Origin of the sequence: Marinobacter sp. DUT-3 (assembly GCF_050379435.1) — a bacterium.
In the GTDB taxonomy this organism is placed as follows: domain Bacteria; phylum Pseudomonadota; class Gammaproteobacteria; order Pseudomonadales; family Oleiphilaceae; genus Marinobacter.
This window is the reverse complement of the sequence record NZ_JBNRMG010000004.1, coordinates 34883-52846: the sequence shown is the minus strand read 5'-3', so window position 1 is coordinate 52846 and position 17964 is coordinate 34883. Positions and strand designations below refer to the sequence as shown.

General features: G+C 59.8%; 15 protein-coding genes. 11 read left to right on the top strand and 4 right to left on the bottom strand.

Annotated features, from left to right (window positions below):
• Positions 1–7 precede the first annotated feature (7 nt).
• From ACQUWM_RS08590 to ACQUWM_RS08580, 3 genes are all read left to right on the top strand, one after another.
• Entirely contained in the window at positions 8–616 is a 609-nt protein-coding gene (locus tag ACQUWM_RS08590) for a c-type cytochrome (RefSeq protein WP_428921847.1), read from the top strand.
• A gap of 142 nt (positions 617–758) precedes the next feature.
• Positions 759–1397, top strand: coding sequence for a thiol:disulfide interchange protein DsbA/DsbL (locus ACQUWM_RS08585; protein ID WP_428921846.1), 639 nt, complete (start codon positions 759–761; stop codon positions 1395–1397).
• 56 nt (positions 1398–1453) lie between these two features.
• Positions 1454–2314, top strand: coding sequence for an endonuclease/exonuclease/phosphatase family protein (locus tag ACQUWM_RS08580; protein ID WP_407002851.1), 861 nt, complete (start codon positions 1454–1456; stop codon positions 2312–2314).
• 63 nt (positions 2315–2377) lie between these two features.
• Here ACQUWM_RS08580 and rpmG read toward each other — a convergent pair whose 3' ends face one another.
• From rpmG to radC, 3 genes are all read right to left on the bottom strand, one after another.
• Complete coding sequence (gene rpmG / locus ACQUWM_RS08575; protein ID WP_106764759.1) at positions 2378–2533, bottom strand: 50S ribosomal protein L33; 156 nt, start codon at positions 2531–2533, stop codon at positions 2378–2380.
• Between the two features lie 11 nt (positions 2534–2544).
• Positions 2545–2781, bottom strand: a complete 237-nt coding sequence (gene rpmB / locus ACQUWM_RS08570; protein ID WP_114335425.1) for a 50S ribosomal protein L28 — start codon at positions 2779–2781, stop codon at positions 2545–2547.
• Positions 2782–2978: 197 nt separating this feature from the next.
• On the bottom strand, positions 2979–3653 hold the full coding sequence (gene radC / locus ACQUWM_RS08565) for a RadC family protein (protein ID WP_407002850.1): 675 nt from the start codon (positions 3651–3653) through the stop codon (positions 2979–2981).
• A gap of 165 nt (positions 3654–3818) precedes the next feature.
• Here radC and coaBC point away from each other — a divergent pair, with 165 nt between their 5' ends.
• The 7 genes from coaBC (at position 3819) to argA (ending at position 12979) form a co-directional block, all read left to right on the top strand.
• Positions 3819–5006, top strand: a complete 1188-nt coding sequence (coaBC, locus tag ACQUWM_RS08560; protein WP_407002849.1) for a bifunctional phosphopantothenoylcysteine decarboxylase/phosphopantothenate--cysteine ligase CoaBC — start codon at positions 3819–3821, stop codon at positions 5004–5006.
• Between the two features lie 23 nt (positions 5007–5029).
• Positions 5030–5491 (top strand): dUTP diphosphatase, encoded by a 462-nt coding sequence (dut, locus tag ACQUWM_RS08555; RefSeq protein ID WP_407002848.1) that lies wholly within the window; start codon positions 5030–5032, stop codon positions 5489–5491.
• 96 nt (positions 5492–5587) lie between these two features.
• Entirely contained in the window at positions 5588–8215 is a 2628-nt protein-coding gene (locus tag ACQUWM_RS08550) for a phosphomannomutase/phosphoglucomutase (protein ID WP_428921845.1), read from the top strand.
• Between the two features lie 24 nt (positions 8216–8239).
• Entirely contained in the window at positions 8240–9136 is an 897-nt protein-coding gene (argB, locus tag ACQUWM_RS08545; RefSeq protein ID WP_407002846.1) for an acetylglutamate kinase, read from the top strand.
• Positions 9137–9209: 73 nt separating this feature from the next.
• Positions 9210–10451 carry an acetylornithine deacetylase gene (locus tag ACQUWM_RS08540; RefSeq protein ID WP_428921844.1) on the top strand — a complete coding sequence of 414 codons (1242 nt, stop codon included), beginning with the start codon at positions 9210–9212 and terminating at the stop codon, positions 10449–10451.
• Positions 10452–10477: 26 nt separating this feature from the next.
• On the top strand, positions 10478–11647 hold the full coding sequence (gene argE / locus ACQUWM_RS08535; protein WP_428921843.1) for an acetylornithine deacetylase: 1170 nt from the start codon (positions 10478–10480) through the stop codon (positions 11645–11647).
• Positions 11648–11671: 24 nt separating this feature from the next.
• Positions 11672–12979, top strand: a complete 1308-nt coding sequence (argA, locus tag ACQUWM_RS08530; protein WP_407002843.1) for an amino-acid N-acetyltransferase — start codon at positions 11672–11674, stop codon at positions 12977–12979.
• Here the strand turns inward: argA and ACQUWM_RS08525 are convergent.
• Complete coding sequence (locus ACQUWM_RS08525) at positions 12953–14023, bottom strand: aminopeptidase (RefSeq protein WP_428921842.1); 1071 nt, start codon at positions 14021–14023, stop codon at positions 12953–12955. The two genes, argA and ACQUWM_RS08525, sit on opposite strands and share 27 nt — an antisense overlap.
• A 168-nt stretch (positions 14024–14191) precedes the next feature.
• Between ACQUWM_RS08525 and ACQUWM_RS08520 the strand changes: the two genes are divergently transcribed.
• Entirely contained in the window at positions 14192–17953 is a 3762-nt protein-coding gene (locus tag ACQUWM_RS08520; RefSeq protein WP_428921841.1) for a DUF1631 family protein, read from the top strand.
• Positions 17954–17964 lie beyond the last annotated feature (11 nt).

The following is a 17964-nucleotide window of genomic DNA, read 5'->3' as shown; positions in this document are numbered from 1 at the left end:
AGCGAGCATGAAAAAACTGATCGCAGGAGTTGTTCTCGGTGTTGGCCTCACAGCGATGGCACACGGGGCTGGAGATCCTGAAGCAGGCAAGGAAAACGCAGCCGTCTGTGCCGGTTGTCACGGGGAAGGTGGCGCCAAGCCGGTGATGGCTGTGTACCCGAAGCTGTCCGGGTTGGGTGAAAAATACCTGTACCAGCAGCTGTCGGCCATCAAGAGTGGCGATCGTCAGATCGCAGAAATGACCGGGCTGCTGGACAATATGTCCGACGAGGATCTGCAGGATCTGGCCGCCTACTTCAACGCCCAGGACATGGTGGTTAATCAGGCCGATCCGGAGCTCATTGACCAGGGGCAGGCGTTGTATCGCGGTGGTAACCTGGCGTCTGGCGTTCCGGCCTGTTCCGGTTGCCACAACCCCCAGGGCAAGGGCAACGAGCCTGCGGGCTTTCCGCGCCTGGGCGGCCAGACGGCGGCTTACGTTGAAAAGCAGCTGAAAGCCTACCGGGATGGGGAGCGTAACGGTACTTCAAATGCGTCCATCATGATGGACGTTGCCGCCAAGCTGACCGATTCCGAGATCGAGGCCGTGGCCAACTATATTTCCGGCCTGAACTGATCTGCCTTCCCGGCACAAAAAACCCCGCCTGGTGCGGGGTTTTTTGTGCCTTTCCTGTCTTTAATTCCCTGGCGGTGGAACTTTTCGCGCACGCTGGGTCATAATCAGTTCCTGAATGAATCTACAGAACCGGAGACAGTCGATGTTGAGAAGTCTGAGTACTGCAGTCACCTTTCTTGCGGCCTTTGCCATTGCGGGCCAGGTTAGCGCGGTCGAGTGGCAGGAGGGCACCCACTATCGGGAGCTGAGTTCTCCGGTCCGTACTGACAGTAGCGAGAGCATCGAAGTGGCGGAAGTGTTCTGGTACGGCTGTCCCCATTGCTACGCCTTCAAGCCGTTGGTAGAAAGGTGGGCGGAAAATCGTCCGGATGACGTCGACTATGTTCAGCTTCCGGCTGCCCTGGGCAAATCCTGGGTGCCCCATGCCAAGGCTTTTTACGCTCTGGAAGCGATGGGTGAGCTGGATAAAGTGCATGATGCCCTGTTCGACGCGCTGGCAGGGGAGCGGCGCCCTCTGAACTCTGGTGAGGCTTTGGCGGAATTTGTTAGCCGATACGACGTGGACGGTGAGCAGTTCCTCAAGAATTACAACAGCTTCGGGGTGAATGCGAGAATGCAGAAAGCCCAGTCGAAAATCCGTGGTGCACGCATCACCGGCACACCGACTATGCTTGTAAATGGCAAGTATACGGTCAGCGCGTCCATGGCCGGTGGTCATGAGGCGGTTCTTGAGGTTGTGAACTACCTGATCGCAAAAGAGCGCGACGGCTCCGCAGACTAAGCAGAACCTATCTCGGGGCTTTGGGAGAATGTGCCACAGTCGGGTGAGCTCGTAGCATGTACAGACATTTTCGCAGGCAGCTGGGCGGGCTGCTTCGGTCAAGCGGGGAGCCCCGGGGCAGTTGTTCCGGCAGTGAGCACGTGCCGGAGTTTGAACCACACCGGCACATCCGGCTGCTGACCTTCAATATCCAGGTGGGGATCAACACCTCCTCTTACCGGCACTATCTCACTCGCAGCTGGCAGCATTTCCTGCCTCATCGCAACCGTATCGAAAACCTGGACCGCATTGCCAGCCTGCTGCGTAATTACGACGTGATTGCGCTACAGGAATGCGATGGAGGCAGTCTGAGGAGTGCCTACATCAATCAGGTCCAGTACCTGGCGGAAGCGGCAGGAATCCCCTATTGGTATCAGCAGCTGAACCGGAATCTGGGGCAGATAGCCCAGCATAGTAACGGCCTGCTCAGCCGGTACCGGCCGCTGGATGTGACGGAGCACAAGTTGCCTGGCCTGATTCCCGGTCGCGGCGCCATTATTGCCCGCTACGGCTCTGAAGACGATCCGCTGGTACTGGTAATGATGCACCTGTCGCTGAGCCGGGCGGGTCAGCAGCGGCAGTTAGGGTACATTCGGGAGTTGATCGGTGATTATCAGCATGTGGTCTTGATGGGGGATATGAATAATCATGCGGAGGAGTTGCTGACCCAGACGCCGCTTAAAGAAACTGACCTGATTCCATTGCCGGATACCGCCCACAGTTTCCCGAGCTGGCGACCGGAAAAGGCTCTGGATCATATTCTGGTGAGCCCCAGCCTGGAAATCCGTCGTTCCGAGGTGGTCAGCTATCCGATGTCGGATCACCTGCCAATTGCCATGGATGTGGCGTTGCCGAAAGGCTATCTGGAAACCTTCTGAGGCAATCTTCAGGCAATAAAAAACCCGGCGCGTGGCCGGGTTTTTTGTCGGTCACCAGATCAATTACTTGATCTTGGCTTCCTTGTACTCAACGTGCTTGCGGACAACCGGATCGTACTTCTTGATCGCGATCTTTTCCGGAGTGTTACGCTTGTTCTTGTTGGTCGTATAGAAATGACCAGTACCTGCTGATGAAACCAGCTTGATTTTCTCGCGCATGATGCGGCTCCTTAAAATTTCTCGCCGCGGGCACGAAGATCGGCCAGCACAGCGTCAATGCCTTTTTTGTCGATGATGCGCATGCCCTTGGTGGAAACGCGCAGCTTCACGAAACGCTTCTCTGATTCAACCCAGAAGCGGTGGTTCTGCAGATTCGGCAGAAAACGACGACGAGTGTGGTTCATCGCGTGGGATACGTTGTTACCGGTGACCGGACGCTTACCGGTAACCTGACAAACTCTGGACATACTTGCCTCCGACCTGAGCAATGGTCTTAATATACGAATTCGTTTAATCGCGCTTCTGGTTGTCGCTGCTTGCGCCACGAATAGCAAGCTGCTCGCCAGACGCCGCCAGAAAGGGACGCTTTTATACCAGAACTGGCCCCCCAACGCAAAAAATTGTTGGGAATTTGGCCAGTTTTTTGTATCTGGCCCGGGCTGGCTTACATCAGTCCCCGTTCAGCCAGGGATATTACCTCACCGTGGCCCACAACCATATGGTCAAGAACCCTGATATCCACCAGGCCAAGGGCCTCTTTGAGGCGTCCGGTCAGGGCAATGTCTGCCTGACTGGGCTCGGCAACACCGGATGGATGATTGTGAGCAAAAATGACTGCCGCAGCATTATACTCCAAAGCCTGCCGGACTACCTCCCTGGGATAAACCGCGGCACCGTCAATGGTGCCGCGAAACAGTTCCCGGTATTGGATTACTCGGTGCCGGTTGTCCAGAAACAGGCCGGCAAACACCTCATGGGGATAGGTGCCCAGGCGACTGCACAGGAACCGCCGGGTGTCCGCAGGAGAGCGCAGGGGGTCTCCCTGCCTTAGAGGTTCATCCATCACTCTTTGCGCCATTTCCATGGCCGCCTGCACCTGGGCGTATTTGGCCGTGCCCAGCCCCCTGACCTCGCAAAACTGGCGCCGGGAGGCTGTCATCAGGCCGCGGAGACCGCCAAAGGTGTCAATGAGGTGCCGCGCCAATTCCATGACCGGCATGCCGGCGGTGCCGGTGCGAAGAAATATGGCCAGTAGTTCGGCATCGGAGAGGCTGTCGGGCCCATGGGCCAGCAGTCGTTCCCGCGGGCGTTCGTCCGCCGGCCAGGGGTGAGTTGTCATGATTGCGTCCTTGCTGTTTATAAATGATGGCTTGAAACCCGTGGCGGCGCTCCCTGCGCAGGCCACTGAAATCCGACCGGAAGTCTAGCACGGGATGCAGGCTGCCGGGAGGCGTCTGCCGTGCTATCTTATAGGCCTTTTATTTTTGCCGGATACGGAGCAAGTATGGCCGCGAAACGAATTCTGCTGGGGATCACCGGTGGTATTGCCGCCTACAAGAGTGCAGAGCTGGTGCGGTTGTTGAAAAAGGAAGGGCATCAGGTGCGTGTGGTGATGACCCGGGGCGCAGAGGCTTTTGTCACGCCGATGACCTTCCAGGCGCTCAGCGGCGAGCCAGTGCGTACGTCTCTGCTGGACCCGGAGGCGGAGCAGGGGATGGGGCACATTGAGCTGGCCAAATGGGCGGATCAGGTGGTCATTGCCCCGGCGACCGCCGACTTTATCGCCCGCCTGGCCCAGGGTATGGCGGATGACCTGCTGACCACGCTGTGCTGCGCCACCGAAGCGCCAATCGTCGTGGCGCCTGCGATGAATCAGGCTATGTGGAATAATCACCGGACCCAACGGAACATTGGCTTGCTGGAATCGGATCCGCAAGTCACCCTCTGGGGGCCGGACCAGGGATCTCAGGCCTGCGGGGATACCGGGCCCGGTCGTATGCTGGAGCCCCTGGATTTATTTGAGCGCATTACCGCGGTCTGCAGCGGGCCACTGTCGGGTAAACGGGTCGTTATTACCGCAGGTCCGACCCGAGAGCCCATCGATCCGATCCGCTACATCAGTAACCACAGTTCCGGGAAAATGGGCTATGCCCTCGCCGCCGCAGCCAGGGACGCCGGTGCTCAGGTGGTGCTGGTCAGTGGTCCGGTATCCATCGCCGCACCCGCAGGTGTGGAAGTGCGCCCGGTGATCACGGCGGATGATATGCTGGCCGCCTCCGCACAGGCGGTGGACGAAGGCTGTGATGTGTTTATCGCCACCGCCGCGGTGGCGGATTACCGGCCGGATACCTGCGCCAGTGACAAGATCAAGAAAACCCGCGAGGACATGTCTCTGGCGCTGGTGCGCAATCCCGATACCCTGGCTACCATTGCGGCCCGTGCCGATGCCCCGTTCACCGTTGGCTTTGCGGCGGAAACCAGTGATGTTGAGCGTTATGCCAGGGACAAAATGCAGCGCAAGAAACTGGACATGATCGTGGCCAACGATGTGTCAGTGCCCGGGCTCGGGTTTAACAGCGACAGCAACGCCGTGACCGTATTCTGGCCTGCCGGTCAGCAGGCCATCGGGCCGGAAAGCAAAACCGGTATCGCCCGCCAGCTGGTAGGGCTGATTGCCGACCAGATCCATTGACAGAACTTCTCACAGGACACTCCATGACGCGACAAACTTTCCAGGTCCGGATTCTGGACCCTCGCATCGGCGATACCATTGCATTCCCGGAATACGCCACCTCGGGATCGGCCGGTCTTGACCTGAGGGCTTGCCTGGACGAGCCGTTGACACTGAAGCCGGGAGACACCCAATTGATCCGGACCGGGTTGTCCATTCATATAGCGGACCCGTCCCTGGCGGCAATGATCCTGCCCCGCAGTGGTCTGGGGCATAAGCACGGCATTGTGCTGGGTAACCTGGTGGGGCTGATTGACTCCGACTACCAGGGAGAGCTGATGGTGTCCTGCTGGAACCGGGGGCAGGACGAGTTTACCGTTGATGTGGGAGAACGCCTGGCCCAGCTGGTGCTGGTGCCGGTCGTGCAGGCGGATTTTGAAGTGGTGGAATCGTTCGATGCCAGTGCTCGTGGCGCCGGTGGCTTTGGTTCGACCGGTACCCGCTGAGCCGATAACAGTCTGTAAACGCGGAGACATTGCCGGAGGTCTATACTTGGGTAACTCATTGCCCCGGGCGAAAAAACTATAGGTACAGGATGGACTATGAAGCTGGGTAAGAAGAAACAGCCGGACGAGACCGTTGCGGAGGCACAGGACGGCAAGCCGGAGCGGAAGCGTGGGGGATCCAGGGGGCACCGGCTGAAGCGCCTGAGTGCCGTGGCCGGTACCCAGGCAGCGGTTGTGGCGCTGGCCGGGATGCTGGCGGTTGCCCTGGTTTACCTGCTGGTGTTTGAACCGACTGAATCCCGTCGCGCCGACCTGCAGGCAAATCTTGAAGTTGATGCCGCGACCAATCGCCTGAATCAGCACCTGGCCACTTTGCAGTCGGCGGTTGATGGCATTGTGGCGCAGCGTCATGTCCGTGAGGCCCTGGCGACCGGCTCCGGCCTGGAATCCGTGGCTGCGGAACTTGGTAATGTTCTGCCCGGCGTTCAGGCCGTGCACCTGTTCCCCTATGGTGACATTCCCCGCAGTGCCGGAGGCGATGAAACCCTCGGGTTTGCCGGCCTGGACCTGGCACGACAGGCCGAATCCGGACGTTCTTTGCACCCCAACGCCTTCCCGCGGAATGGTCAGTGGTATTTCCAGATGGCGGCCTCTGTCCGCAATCCGGCCAGCCGCGCCATGGCGGGCAGCATGCTGGTGGTCTTTGACGCCTCCAGCCTGCAGCCGTTGTTGGCGGTGAACAACCGTGAGTTGGGCGGTCAACTGGCGTTGGTGCAGAGTGTCAATGGTTCCGCCCGGGTCGTGGCCAGTAACGGCACCGGCAATGGCGATGCAGAGGAGCGGGCGCTGTCCGCTCCGGACTGGTCTCTCCGTTATCAGCCGGCATCGACGCCCACGCCGGTGTTGAATACGGTTCTCGCCATCATTCTGATTCTGGCGCCGACTTTGGTGGCCGCGATTGTGGTTTGGGTCTTACTGGGCGGCGCCCAGCGCAGCATTCGCCAGGATGTGTCCGTACTGACCCAGTGGGCCCACAAGGTGTTTGGTGGCGAGCGGGTGAAGTTGCCGGCGTTAAAATGGGATCTGGTGGCGTCCACCGGTGAGGTCCTTCACCGCCTGTCCCAGGTCGTGGACAGGCGCGTTCTCAAGGCCGCCGAGTCTGCGCGCCCGAAGGCTCCGGCAGGTAAAGCGGCCGCTGCAGAGGAGCCGCTGTTCCAGGAAAAGGACATGCTGGATATCGACATGCTGGATGGCGATGAGGACGTCCTGGGCTTTGGCGGCGGAGCGATGGATGAAAGTGAGGCAGACTCAGAAAACGCTCCGTCGGTTGAGGAAGTGGCGTTGCCACAGGTGGATGTGCCGGCGGGCATCTTCCGGGCTTACGATATCCGCGGCATTGTAGGCGAGACACTGTCTCCGGAGATCGTGAATGTCATTGGCCGGGCCATCGGCAGCGAGGCGGCCGAGCGCGGCATCGACACTCTCTGTATCGGCTATGATGGCCGGCATTCCAGCCCGGATCTGGCGGATGCTCTCGCCCGGGGTATTATGGCCACCGGCTGCGACGTGATACACGTTGGCGCCGTGCCAACGCCGGTTCTGTACTTCGCCACCCATCACCTGAAGACCGGGTCGGGCGTCATGGTGACCGGTAGCCACAACCCGGCTAACTACAACGGCCTGAAGATCATGCTTGGCGGTGAAACCCTGTCCGGCGATGGTATCCAGAAGCTGCTTCAGCGTATCCAGACCGGAGACCTGAACAGCGGCCAGGGTGCGCAATCATCGGAGGACGTGCGTCGGGCTTACCTGGATCGCATCGTTGGGGATATCGCTGTGGCGGCGCCCCTGAAGGTGGTGCTGGACGCGGGCAACGGCATAGCCGGTGAACTGGCGCCGATGCTGGTGGAAGAGCTGGGCTGCGAGGTGATCCCCCTCTATTGCGACGTGGATGGTGACTTCCCCAACCACCACCCGGATCCGGGGAAGCCCGACAACCTGGTGGATCTGATTGCGCGGGTGAAGGCGGAGAGTGCGGATATTGGCCTGGCCTTCGATGGCGACGGGGATCGCCTTGGCGTGGTCACCAACAGCGGCAAGATTATCTGGCCGGATCGCCTGCTGATGCTGTTTGCCAGGGATGTGGTTTCCCGTAATCCCGGCGCCGATGTGTTGTACGATGTAAAGTGCAGTCGGCGCTTGGCCGGGGTGATCTCGGATGCGGGCGGTCGCCCCATCATGTGGAAAACCGGCCACTCCCTGATGAAGGCCAAGATGAAGGAAACCGGAGCGCTGCTCGCCGGAGAAATGAGCGGGCACATATTCTTTGGCGAACGTTGGTACGGCTTTGATGATGGGCTCTATTCGGCTGCGCGCCTGCTGGAGATCCTGGGCGTTGAGGATCGCCACAGTGATGAGGTGTTCGAGGACTTCCCGGAAGATATCAGCACCCCGGAACTGAATGTCGAGGTTACCGAAGACAGCAAATTCCAGTTGGTGGAGCGTCTGTCCAGCGAGGGTAGTTTCGGTGATGGGAGCATCAGTACCATTGACGGTATCCGGGTGGATTACGCCGATGGCTGGGGTCTGTGCCGTGCCTCCAACACGACACCGGTTCTGGTGCTTCGATTTGAGGCGGAAACCGACGAGGCGCTGGAACGCATCAAAGGCGTGTTCCGTGACCAGCTACAGAAAGTGGCCCCCGACCTCGTCGCAGACTTTTAATTGACAGATTATTAAGGCAAAAGCATGGCTCTGGATCGTGAAACAGCAATGCAGGTGGCATCCGTTCTGAGTAAGGGCTTGCCCTATATTCAGCGGTTTACCGGTAAGACCGTGGTGATCAAGTACGGCGGCAACGCCATGGAGAACGAGGATCTGAAGAGCAGCTTCGCCCGGGATGTGGTGCTGATGAAGCTGGTGGGTATCAATCCGATCGTGGTTCACGGTGGTGGGCCGCAGATTGGCGGTTTGTTGGAGCGCCTGAACATCCAGTCCCGCTTCGTCAACGGCATGCGGGTGACCGACAGTGAAACCATGGACGTTGTCGAGATGGTTCTGGGCGGCCAGGTCAACAAGGAAATCGTCTCGCTGATCAACGCCCATGGAGGTACCGCCGTGGGTCTGACCGGCAAGGATGCCAACCTGATCCGGGCGCGGAAACTGGAAGTGGTCAATCGCTCCGCCGAGCTGGAACGCCCGGAAATTATTGATATCGGCCACGTCGGAGAAGTTGACAGCGTTAATGTCGAGGTTATCGAAATGCTGACCCGCAGTAACGTGATACCGGTGATCGCGCCGATCGGCGTGGGGCCTGATGGCGCATCCTACAACATCAACGCCGATCTGGTGGCCGGCAAGGTGGCAGAGGCCATGAAGGCCGAGAAGCTGATCCTGCTGACCAATGTGTCTGGTCTCAAAAGCAAGGAAGACAAGGTCCTTACCGGGCTCACTGCCCAGCAGGTCAACGATCTGATCGAGGATGGCACCATCCATGGCGGCATGCTGCCGAAAATCCGTTGCGCCCTGAATGCGGTGGAGAATGGCGTGCGTACGTCACACATTATTGATGGTCGGGTTGCCCACGCAACCCTGCTTGAGATATTCACGGACGAAGGTGTGGGAACGCTGATCTCCCGCAATTGAAACAGCCCGCCGGGCTGACATTTGGTGGTGCCGTCCGGTCGGTGGATATCCGGCCGGACAAGAGGATGGATGAATGAAACGCCTGCTGACCTTTGTTGTTGTCGTGGTTCTGCTGGGCTGGTTGCTGTTCAAGGCGGCTGTCTGGTGGCTGGCAGACCAGCGTCTGGCTGAAGCCCGGGATGCGGTTGAGAGTGCCGGGGTTATTAAACGGGGCGCGATCAGCTCCGGAATTGAGGGGCGCCTGTTGCTGACGGGTGCCAGTTATCAGGATTTCCGTCTGGCGCAGCCAGTCGATATTGGCCGCGCGGCGTTTGACGCAGGCTCGCCGTTGCATCTCCTGACCGCGCTGGTGGACCCGGGTAACCTGCCGCCGTCCTGGTCCCTGCGGGTGGACAACCTTCGCCTGGTCCTGGAAGCAACCATGTTCCGCAACTGGGTCACCGCTTCCGGCGAGACCAACCCCGCATTGTTTGCCCCGGTCTGTGGGCCCGATCACCGCCAGCAACTGGGCAGCGGGGACCTGGTGCGCATGGGAGTGAACAGCATCTCTGGCGAGGCCCTGATCCGGCAGCACCCAGGTCACCTGTACCTGGAGCTGACAACGGCGAGTACCGGCAGCCTGGAAATCCAGTGGCCGGGGGCTCGAGTGAATATCCTCAACCCCGACCGAATGGTGCGGGCCGGGAGCGAACCGATAACAGTGACTGTTCGTGACGGTGGTCTGATGCGCCGGGTTGCCGCTTATTGCGCCCGCGAATCTTCAGTGGCGACGGATGAATGGACCAGTATAGTCATGGATGCCTTTCGCCAGGGGCTGAGTGCCCGGGGCTTTGAGGCCAGTGGCCAATTGCTGGCGTTGTACCGGCAATGGCTGACCGAAGGCGGCGAGCTGACCCTGACCCTGGATCCAGCTCAGCCTGTCTTCGGTGTTCCGGTGCGGGGCGCGAACCAGGACGGTGCCGGAACGCTGGCGGTCAACTACAATGGGCAGTCAGTGCCCGATGTCTATCTGCGGGCGGTCGAGCCGCCAGAGCCGGCTGTCTCGGAGCAGGCGCTGCAACCGGTGATACCGGAAGGCGAAGGTGATTTGGTGGCGGGCTGGTACCCTGCCGATCTGACAGAAGCGGAACGTTGGGTTGGGCGAAACGTGAGAATTACCCTGTCCAATGACAATGTCGTGGAGGGGCGGCTGGCCAGTGTTGGCGAGCAGACTCTGGAGGTTGCCCGGATTGTCGGCGGCGGCGAGATTGCCTATCCGATGATGATTCGGGCCATTGATAAGTTTGAGGTCTGGCGGCGTGGCCAGACCCAGTGACCCGAAATCGGGCCAGGAATTCTTTTATGTCTGAGTCCACGAACAAAGCCGATGTGGTTCCGGGTATCCGCGAGATGCTGACCCGGCTGATTGCCCTGCCATCCATCAGCAGCGCAACACCGGACTGGGACCAAAGCAACGAAGCCGTTGTACAGACGCTGGCGGAATGGCTGGAGCCGCTGGGGTTCAAAGTGGAATTGATGGAAGTGCCCGGCATGCCGGGCAAGTTCAATATGATTGCCACGCTTGGCAGTGGTCCGGGTGGGCTGGTGCTGTCCGGGCACACAGACACTGTGCCCTTTGATGATAAGCGCTGGCAGAGCGATCCGTTCACCCTGACGGAACGGGATGATCGCTGGTACGGATTGGGCACCTGCGATATGAAAGGTTTTTTCCCGCTCGCCATAGAGGCCGCCCGAGCGTTTGCCGGTCAGGAGCTGAAACAGCCATTGATCATCCTTGCCACGGCTGACGAGGAAAGCTCGATGAATGGCGCCCGCGCGCTGGCGGAAGCGGGACGACCGCAGGCACGGTATGCGGTGATCGGCGAGCCCACCGGGCTGAAGCCGGTGCGAATGCACAAGGGCATTATGATGGAGCGGCTGGTGTTTGAGGGGCAGTCAGGCCATTCGTCTGATCCTGCCCTTGGCCGCAATGCCCTGGAAGGTATGCACGAAGCGCTGGGCGAGCTGTTGGGCCTGCGCTCTGCCTGGCAGGAGCAATACCGGAACCCGAATTTCAGGGTAGAAGTGCCGACCATGAACCTGGGGTGTATTCACGGCGGTGACAATCCCAACCGGATCTGTGCCAGTTGTGAGCTGCATTTCGATTTGCGGCCGTTACCGGGGATGGATATGGCATCCTTGCGCCAGGCCATCCTCGGCAAGTTGCAGCCGGTGGCCGAGCGCCGTGAACTGTCCATGGTGTTTGAGCCGTTGTTCGACGGCGTGCCACCGTTTGAAACCCCGGCGGATGCGCAGCTGGTCAGTGCCTGTGAGAAGCTGACCGGTCATACCGCCCATGCCGTGGCGTTTGCCACCGAGGCGCCGTGGCTGCAGAAACTTGGATTGGAAACACTGGTCATGGGGCCGGGGTCGATTGATCAGGCGCACCAGCCGGATGAGTTCCTGGAACTGTCTCAGCTCGACCCGACCGTGACGATCCTCAAGGGGTTGATCAAACAGTTTTGCCTGTAGGGTACAGGCCATCAGGAGAGACGATTGAAATCTAACGACTGGCTGCATGGATTCCGCCATTCCTCCCCCTACATCAACGCGCACCGGGGGCGCACGGTGGTGCTGACCATCGGTGGGGATGCGATTGCCCATGATAATTTCATCAATATTATCCACGATATCGCACTGCTGAGCAGTCTTGGTGTGCGCCTGGTGGTGGTGTTCGGGGCAAGGCCGCAGATTCAGGAAAGACTGGATGAAGCCGGTTTGGAATCGTCATTCCATCGTGGCTTGCGGGTCACCCGGGAGCAACAACTGCCCCTGGTGCTGCAAGCGATTGGCGGGTTGCGGGCATATCTGGAAAGTCAGCTGTCCATGGGCCTGGTGAATTCCCCCATGCACAATGCCCGTATCCGGGTCAGTGGTGGCAATTTCGTGGCGGCGCGCCCGGTTGGCGTTCTCGACGGCATCGATTTTGGGTACACCGGTCGTGTTCGCCGGGTGGATGTGGCCGGGATAGAAAAGCTGCTGGAACTGGGCCACATCGTTTTGTTGCCACCCCAGGGGTTTTCCCCCACCGGGGACGCCTTCAACCTGTCTTACGAAGATGTCGGCAGCCAGGTGGCGGCGGCGCTGCAGGCAGAAAAGCTCATCATGTTTATTGACGATCAGGGGCTGCTTGAGCCCGACGGGGCATTGATTCGGGAGCTGTCCGCAAAGCAGGCCACTCAACGATTGGCCGAAGGGGCTGTAACCGGCCACGATGCCGCTTTGTTGAAAGCGGCCTGCGATGCCTGTGTGAAAGGGGTGCGACGCTCCCACATTATCAGCTACGTGGAGGATGGCGCGTTGCTGGAGGAGCTGTTTACCCGGGATGGTTCCGGCACGCTGGTCAGCGGTGACAACTATGAGCAGATCCGCCAGGCGCGGGTTGAGGACATTGGTGGCATCCTGGAGCTGATTCAACCGCTGGAAGAGCAGGGGATTCTGGTGCGGCGCTCGCGGGAAATGCTGGAAACCGAGATCGACCGGTTTGTGGTTGCCGAACGTGACGGCACGATCGTCGGCTGTGCCGCGCTCCATTGTTACCCGGACGAGGGCGCGGGTGAGCTGTCGTGTTTTGCCGTGGACCCGAAATACCGCCGTGCCGGTCGCGGTGACGATATCTTTGCAATGGTGGAGAAACTGGCCCGTAGCCAGGGCATCCAGCGGTTGTTTGTGCTGACCACCCAGACCGAGCACTGGTTCCGCGAACGTGGATTCCAGCCCTCGACAGTACAGGCGTTGCCGGGCCCCAAGCTGGCCTCCTACAACACCCAGCGCAACTCAAAGGTGTTCGTCAAACCGTTGTGACAAGGCCGACAGGGTCAGTGTCCGTTGTTCCTGGTCCAGTTCAGACAGAGCTCTTACCCGGTCAAAGAAATCGTCAAACTGGTAGTCCTGCTCTTTCAGTAGTTGTCGGAAACCGGGCACGTACTGATTGTATTGCCGGAACAGGGCAATATTGGCGTTGTTCAGTGTTTCGATAGCGCTGCCGAACGGGCCGGGCTGATCCCACTGGCTGGCCATCTCGTTGTAGCGATTGATCAGCTCTGCGAATACCTGCTTTTTTCTGGTTCTCATGGTCTCAACGGACAGTTCCCCCTCACGCCCGTACAGCGCCTCCAGCTCACTGGAGGCGTGTTCCACCAGGGCCAGGGTCTGATTCCTTTGCGACAGCCGTTGCAGCGCTGCGGCAAACTGGTTACCTTCGCCACGCTCTTCCAGCCACAGTCTCAGGCCCTCCAGTTCCACGGCTGTGGCAAAGCTCTCGTTGAACGCCGTGTCTTCGTCAATATAGACCACCTGGTGGGCCAGTTCGTGGAACATCAGGGCCACCATGCGATCATCTGACAAATGGGTGAACCCGCTGTGCAGCGGGTCATCGAACCAGCCCAGGGTCGAGTAGGCTGTTACTGCGCCGATAAAGGTATCAAAGCCCTGCCTGTCGAACTGGCGTTGCTCCTCCTGCGCATCCCCAAGGCTGAAATAGCCCCGGTAAGCCTGACACCCGACGACGGGGTAACACCACTGATGGGGGGTGAGTGAGAACTCCGGGACCGCCACCAGGTTGACCACCACCCAGGGGCGTTCCAGCTCGGAATACTCGGTGAATGCGTCGTCGGCGGGCAATGCCAGCCGGTTCTCTGCGAAGTGGCGAGCGTTCCGGGCGATGGTCAGTTTACGTTTCAGTTCGTCGTCGGTACCGGGATCCGTCAGCAGGCTGTCGACCGGTTGCGAAGCCAGCATCAGCGAGACATGGCCGCCAACTGCCTGGCTGTAGTAGCCAATGGTCGAACACCCTGGAAGCACCGCTACCAGTAGCAAAAGAAGATAGATCTGATTAAGCTGTATCATGGTTCACAATGTGAAGGTGAGGCTGTCTCGCAACGGGATATCCCACTATATTACAGACATGTTCCCCGTATAGTAGCAGGTGACACGGGTCACCGTTTCAGGGACGCTGACCAGGGTGAGGCAACGGTCTCCGACCCACCCTGGCCTTGGCCGAATATCAGGTAGTTCATGGATCCCAGAGAACGTCGCACAAGCCCCCGACAGCCCATCAAACTCGCGGCCCAGCTGGATCTTGGGGCGGGTGAGGTGTGGCCGTGCCAGATTGCGGATTTTTGTGCCGAAGGCTTGTTCATTCGATACTCGGGCGACACCTCCCGCAAACTTGAGCGAGCGATAGCCCGGGGCGTGCCCGAGGAGATTATCGTGCGTTTCCGCTCGGCGGATGGCAATCGTCGTCATGAACTGTACGTCAGTATCGTTCGTCGTATCGAAAGGGCCATGGGCGTGCATTTTGTCCGTGCCAATCCGGACGCCGTGAGCGCAATGCTCAAACAGTGTGGTGGCGACCGCTTCCAGGAACGGGCTGCATTGCGAGCGCCCAGTGACCGGGTGCAGTTTGTCCTGCACCAGTCTGCCCGCGCCGTTGTCCAGTTTATTGAACCGCTGATGGATGCCTGTCTGGCGCAGATGATTGTGGCGCTGAAGCAGGCGGCCCGGAAGGCAAGTAGTGACCAGCAGGCAAACGAGTATATGGACGCCTCGGGCCAGCTTGAAGCGCGGCAGCGGGTGATCTGGCACCAGATGGCACAGAGCCTGGAATCGCCTCTCAAGCCGGCGAGAAAAGGGTTTCCGGGCTCGGAGCTGTCGGTGGTGGACAAGGGCGAGTTTGAAGACTGGCTGACCATACGGGTGATGGTTACCAAGGCGGACACCCAGTACCGGGGGGATCTGCTCCAGCTCAAATTGCGGCTGGACAAGCTGGGCATTGCCAACTCCACTGGCCACCACAACCCGCTGGGACCGTCGCTGGTCTGTGAGTCGTTTCATGCCGGGCTGAGTCATTTGAAAGCCAGTCGTGAAGTGGAAAAGGTCTGCCTGAAAGTGTTCGAGCAGCAGGTGCTTCAGCAGCTTGCTCCGCTTTACCAGGAGCTGAACAACATCCTGATTCGCCACGGCGTGCTGCCGGATCTGGACCTGAGCAAATACCTCTCTGAACGGAGCTCCGTGGGTAATGAACCCGGCCGCAAAGCGGCCAGCGGTTCACCGGCACCCGTCCAAACGGGGCAGGGCCAGCAGGCAGCGTCAGCCACGGCGACGGCATCTGCTCCGGCCCGGAGCGCGAGTGCTGGCAAACGGGCGCCGATGGAGTTCCGTGGGTACGCCGATGCCGCCCAGACCGCCTTCGCCACTGTCCGTAACCTGATCGGCACGCTGGCCGCCAGTCGGCTGGCCCGGGGCGATACGGAACCCATGGCTTTTGCGCCCAATGCCCGGCCACTGTCCACGGGGGAACTGCACCGGGAACTGCAGCAGCTGCAGGTGGAGTCGACCGTGTTGAGTGCTGAGGCGGCTACACTCCGGGAACGGGTGGTGGAAAGGGTCAAAGACAGTGGCAAGCACGCCCTCAATGAGGAGCAGCAGGACACCCTGGATGTGGTGGACCGCTTTTTCCGCAGTGTGGTGGAAAGCCCGAAGCTCAGTGATTATGCCCAAAGCCACATGCGCCAGTTGGAAGTGCCGGTGCTGAAAGTGGTCATGCGGGACCCTGCCTTTTTTGATGATAAGGACAGCCCGGTTCGCGGAGTGATGAACCGCCTGGCCCAGCTGGGGGTCAAAGGGGGTCGCATTAACCCGGTGGTGCAGCGCCGGATTGATGAACTGATTCATCGCATCGCCACCGATTTTGAACAGGATACCGGAGTCTTCGAATCCACGGTGCAGGAACTGGACGCCCTGATTGATCGCCAGAACCTGGTGTATCGTCGCAATGTGGAGCGGGTGACCGCTGCAGCCGAGGGTGCTCAGAAGGTATCGGACTCCAAGGCAGCGGTGAACGAAGTGCTCAACCAGAAGCTGGCGGATCGCAAAGTTCCCAGAGCGCTGTTGAGTCTGCTGGAGGGTGGTTGGCGAGATTTGTTGTCGTTGACCTGGATTCGTCAGGGACCGGATAGTCAGTTATGGCAGGATTACCTGACGGTGATCGATTCACTGCTGGCATTCGCGGATGATCCCGGGGCGGGCATTAACCTGCCTGACCTGCTGCGGGTTATTCAGGATGGTCTGTCGTCCATTTCCAGCAACCATATGCCATCCTCTCAGATCCGGGATGAGCTCAAGCAGTTCCTGGTGCGCAGTGCCGACCATCCGCCGGAAATGGTGTTGATGCCGCCGGTCCAGACCGGGGAAGACAAGCAGAAGGTTTTGTCCGAGCGAGAGCAGAAAAGCCTGCAACGCTGGGTGCATCGGGCCCGGCAATTGCGCACCGGTGACTGGCTGAGGGATCAGGAGAATCCCGACGAGCCCCAGTACATTCGTCTGGTATGGGTTGCCCGGGGGTTTAGCCGTTTCGTATTTGTGAACCATCAGGGCATGAGGGTCGTGGAGCTGGACCTGGACGGTCTGGCACGCCAGATGCGCAAGGGCGTTGTGGTTCCCGACAGCCAGTATGAACGACCGTTGGTGGATGAGAGCCTCGACCGCATGGTTCGCAAAGTGTATGACCAGCTGTCCTGGGCTTCGACCCACGACGAATTGACCGGGTTGCTGGGGCGGCGGGAGTTCGAACGCATGCTGGACCAGCAGCTGGCCCGCCATGAAGACGAGCGCGCCCTGGTGCGGCTGGACCTGCGCCAGTTCCGGTTGCTGAATGACACCGCCGGCTATCAGGCGGGTGATGACGCCCTCCGCATGATTGCGGATATCCTCCGCGCCCGGGTGGGGGATGGCATGCCGTTGGCGCGCCTGTCCGGGAATGAGTTCGCCTGGCTGCTGCCGGCGGAAACCGCGCTGGCGACCACCCGGACGATCGTGGCTGATATCGAGGCCACGGAATTTGCCTTTGACGGCCGTGAATACCGGTTGTCAGCCAGCGCCGGACTGGTGCCTGAACTGCCCGCGCTGACCGCCGCCGAGCGCTGGCTGCGGGCATCCGAGCACGCCCTGCAAGCGTCGAAACAACAGGGCCATGGCAAGGTCGTTGAGTACGCCCTGGATGCAACCGATCAGTCGCGGCAGGAGCAGATTGCCGCGAAGGTGGCAAGCCTGGGAAACCTGGATGAAGAACGCATGCTGTTGCGTTGCCAGAAGATGATCCCGCTGCACGCGAATACCCGGATGTTGGCGCAGTACGAAGTGTTGATCAGCATGTACGACGACGGCGGTGACCTGATCACCGGCAGTGATTTTGTCCGTATGGCGGAGCGTTATGATCGTATGCAGGCCGTGGATCGCTGGGTGGTGGGCCGTATGCTGGACTGGTTGCGGGACAGCGCACCGGATCCGGATCATCTGGGAGGTGTATGTATTAACCTGTCCGGCTATTCGCTGAACGATCAGTCATTGCTGGAATTCATCTATGACAAGCTGAGCCAGAAGGATGCCCCGATCGAGCGGCTGTGGTTCGAGTTGACGGAAACAGCCGCGGTCAATGACCTGGACCGCCTGGCGGAGTTCATGCTGGAGATGAAGGAGCTGGGGTGTCGCTTCTGCCTGGGCAATTTCGGCAGCGGGCCGGTTTCGTTCCAACTGATGCGCAGCCTTCCGGTTGACCTGATCAAACTGGACAGTACGTTCACCAAGCAGGTGGTTACCAGTGAAACCGACCGGGCAATGGTGCAGTCCATGGTGGATATGGCGCATTATATGAAACGGGAAGTGATTGCTTCCCGGGTTGAATCCCGTGAAGTTCTCGATATGCTGAGGCTTCTGGGCGTGGATTATGCCCAGGGTTTTGTGATTGAAAGGCCCCGGCTGCTGGACAGCCTCCATTAACGCCTGAGCAC